This is a genomic window from Pseudoalteromonas sp. S558 (assembly GCF_005886635.1).
GTDB lineage: Bacteria > Pseudomonadota > Gammaproteobacteria > Enterobacterales > Alteromonadaceae > Pseudoalteromonas > Pseudoalteromonas aliena.
Map to the genome: position 1 here is coordinate 1 of NZ_PNDU01000297.1, position 3,047 is coordinate 3,047.

Here is a 3,047-nt window from a genome sequence, read left to right on the forward strand (position 1 = left end):
AAATCTATCTCGAGCAGCTATTTTCAGCGCTAACTGCGTTGAATTTACTTGCAATAGGCCAGCTATTGACGCGTAAATACGCCTTGTTTTCACTGAAAATCTCTGGCTAGAGAAAATAAATTTAAATATCACCATGATTCAATACGTTAGTAAATTTCTTAACCAGAGCTCAGGTTAAATACCAAACCTACTGCTGTAGATTCAATCTCGAATGATCAACAGGACTTGATAGATTACCTCATCGTAAATAACTGTTGTTCTTTGTTTGGTTCATATTGCCACGTATATGAAAGGGGCTCTGTCGAGCTATCATAAAACCAAACCTCAGCGACTAAATCAATATCTTGCCTGCTTAAGATAAGCTGTGTTTCAAGCGCACTATTTGCAAGTGGGCCTCTATAAATACAATTATTATAATCTGCTCGCTGTGCCGATGCTTTCTTTTGACATACATTTAAATATGCTCTTACATCACCAAACCCAAGCTCAACATCCAAATTTAGTGAATATTTAGTGGAGAGATTAAACTGCTCATCAATTTTTAAAGCATTTATACCGGTTGGTTTAGTGGCTTCTGTTGAAGAAGGAGCAGGTGCCGAGACGGTTGCAGGGGCTTTTGTCTCCTCAGAACCACCTCCTCCACATGCAGTTAAAGTCATTGATAGTGTTAAAATTATGATAGATTTTTTCATTATTGTTCCCCTTTTAAAACAACATTACTGATACTATAATCGTTAAACCATTGTGATTTTTGTTTGCCAGAAGATTCAGCAAATTCAGCAAAACTCTCATAAGCGTCTGTGATATCAACCCCCTCTAACGGATGTAGCCATTGCATACCTACTTCCATTGCCCAAGGTAAACCGCTCTGGCTAAGAAAATATAAACCCCGAGCTTGATCGCTCACATCGTCAGAGCCAGCAAAATTATATAGTGAGGAATCGAATGCTTCAGTTGGCGCCTGGTTTTTTACATGCACTTCCCAGCTTCTAGCTTCTTTATCTATTAAAAAATCACCATGATAAAAGCCCTCTGATGCAAAAATAAAGGGATCAAGAAGTGAACCTGGCGAAGCCGCTTTTGCTTTTGGAGCTTTTAATGGAATAGTCATACTAAATGTTACTTTAACATTCGTGTCACAGTTATCTTCTGTCCTAAAGTAGCTACAGCCAGTTTGTTTAGATACATGAGTCCATGTATCTTGCATAAAAATTAGTATCGCATCATTACGGTTTGCTTCTAAATAACTTTCACTTTGAAGTTGACCATCTATAACAAACACAATGGCATCTTCATCAACTTCACTACTTAAAATAGAACGTGATTCTCCATTTATTGTTTCTTTTAACCTCACCGCAAAACCATTATGATAAGTAGCACCTATGCCTATAAGCTGACCATCAATTTTGTAGCCAACCACATTACTTCCCTCTATTAGCTGGGTCGTTCTGTAATTAATAACTACATCATTAAAATCATAATCACCTGCATACGGCCATTTATCCTCATAGGCAAGTGTTACCCAATCGTTCTCACCAGGATAAACTGCGCTTGCAAATGTTGTGATTTCGTAATCTTCAACTTCTCCGCCTAGTACGCCACCCGTGGCTGTAATGAGTGATGCTTCTGTGCCATCTGTAACCCTAAAACGTGCCCATGTTTGGCCTGATTTTGTGTTGCTAGGGACACTGATTAAAATGCTGTTATCACCTTGATTCACGGCTAATTTGGTAACCACTCTTTCGTCTTCGCTAAAAGTGCCATTTTGGTCCCAGTCAAACCATGCATATAAAAAGCTCGATGCTGACGCGTTAACAATAATTTGGCTGCTTTGCCCTGCTGATATTGCTGTTACAAAGCTTACGCCATCATCAGAGGCATCAATTGGGGTATTAATTAAATCAGCATCCGTATTTATATTTTCACCATCAACCGAATCACCTAAATAAATTAAATCACTGCCAGTACTGTTAGGATCGAATAAATGCCTTGCACCACTTTGCTCCAAACTTGTGTTGTAAGGTGCTGGTGCATCACCAAAATCAATTGAGCTGTCTGTCACTTTTACTTCTGCAATGGCGCAGCGTGCACCATCATTTTGGCTTGATTTAGGACCTGACGTAAATACATTTGCTATCGGTGTGTAGCCTACAACCGGACTAACTTTTAAATCAACCTTATGAATTTTACCACTTTTATTATTACTAAAATAAAACTGTCCGTTAATGTCAAAATAGGCAGCACCAAATGCCCCCGTATCGTCGCCAATATCTACTTGCGTGATAAACTTGCTTGTATTTGCTGCAATATTTATTTCGTGTAAGTCTCCGTTAGACTCAACGGCGTAGAGCAAGTTACTTGTAGGATGAAATGCAAAATCAAATATACTTAACTTCCAATTATTAGTGTTAGGTAGAAGTTCGGCTGTGATAGCGCCATCTAAATCCCCATTTAAGTCAATAGAGTAAAGCCCATAATTAGGATGGTACACAAAATACGATGCGCGTTGGCTGCTTCCATCTCCTGTTACTTGAATATCGCCAACGTAAAAGTTAGTTGCTGGAAGGCCATTAACATCCAAGCGTTTCATTTCAAAATCATCACCTATTTGCACAATACTACTAGGTGATTGCTTGCTAAAACCATATAGATACTGATCTTTATAGTTAAAACCAATTGCGTTAACACTTTCATTATTGACTTCATTTGCAAAGGTTAATTGTGAAGATAAAACAGTCGGTTTGGCTGAAACTAAATCTATACCATAAAGTTGCGCTTTAGAGTCTTGCATCAAAAAAGCCTGACTAGGGCATGTATCAAATGATTGACTAAAAACAACGCAGGGAATTAATGATAAGCATGCTGTGGTAAGTTGGGTTAATTTCATAATAAGTTCGCCCTTATTTATTAAGTGCAAATATTAATGCAAGCCTCACTCCAGATTATAATCACATGAATTTTAAAGCAAAAAAAATATAGCTAAATTATTTTGTGCATGTTGCAATCATTTTATTTTCATTATGCAAACTAGGGCCTTATATGGACTC

At 37.8% G+C, this 3,047-nt stretch carries 2 protein-coding genes; both read right to left on the minus strand.

The genetic code is table 11. From position 1 onward, the window contains the following. Positions 1 to 233: 233 nt before the first annotated feature. Positions 234 to 692 carry a hypothetical protein gene (locus CWB66_RS17450; RefSeq protein ID WP_138586366.1) on the minus strand — a complete coding sequence of 153 codons (459 nt, stop codon included), beginning with the start codon at positions 690 to 692 and terminating at the stop codon, positions 234 to 236. Next, positions 692 to 2,887, minus strand: coding sequence for an LruC domain-containing protein (locus CWB66_RS17455; protein WP_138586367.1), 2,196 nt, complete (start codon positions 2,885 to 2,887; stop codon positions 692 to 694). Before CWB66_RS17455 ends, CWB66_RS17450 begins: the two co-directional genes overlap by 1 nt. Positions 2,888 to 3,047 lie beyond the last annotated feature (160 nt).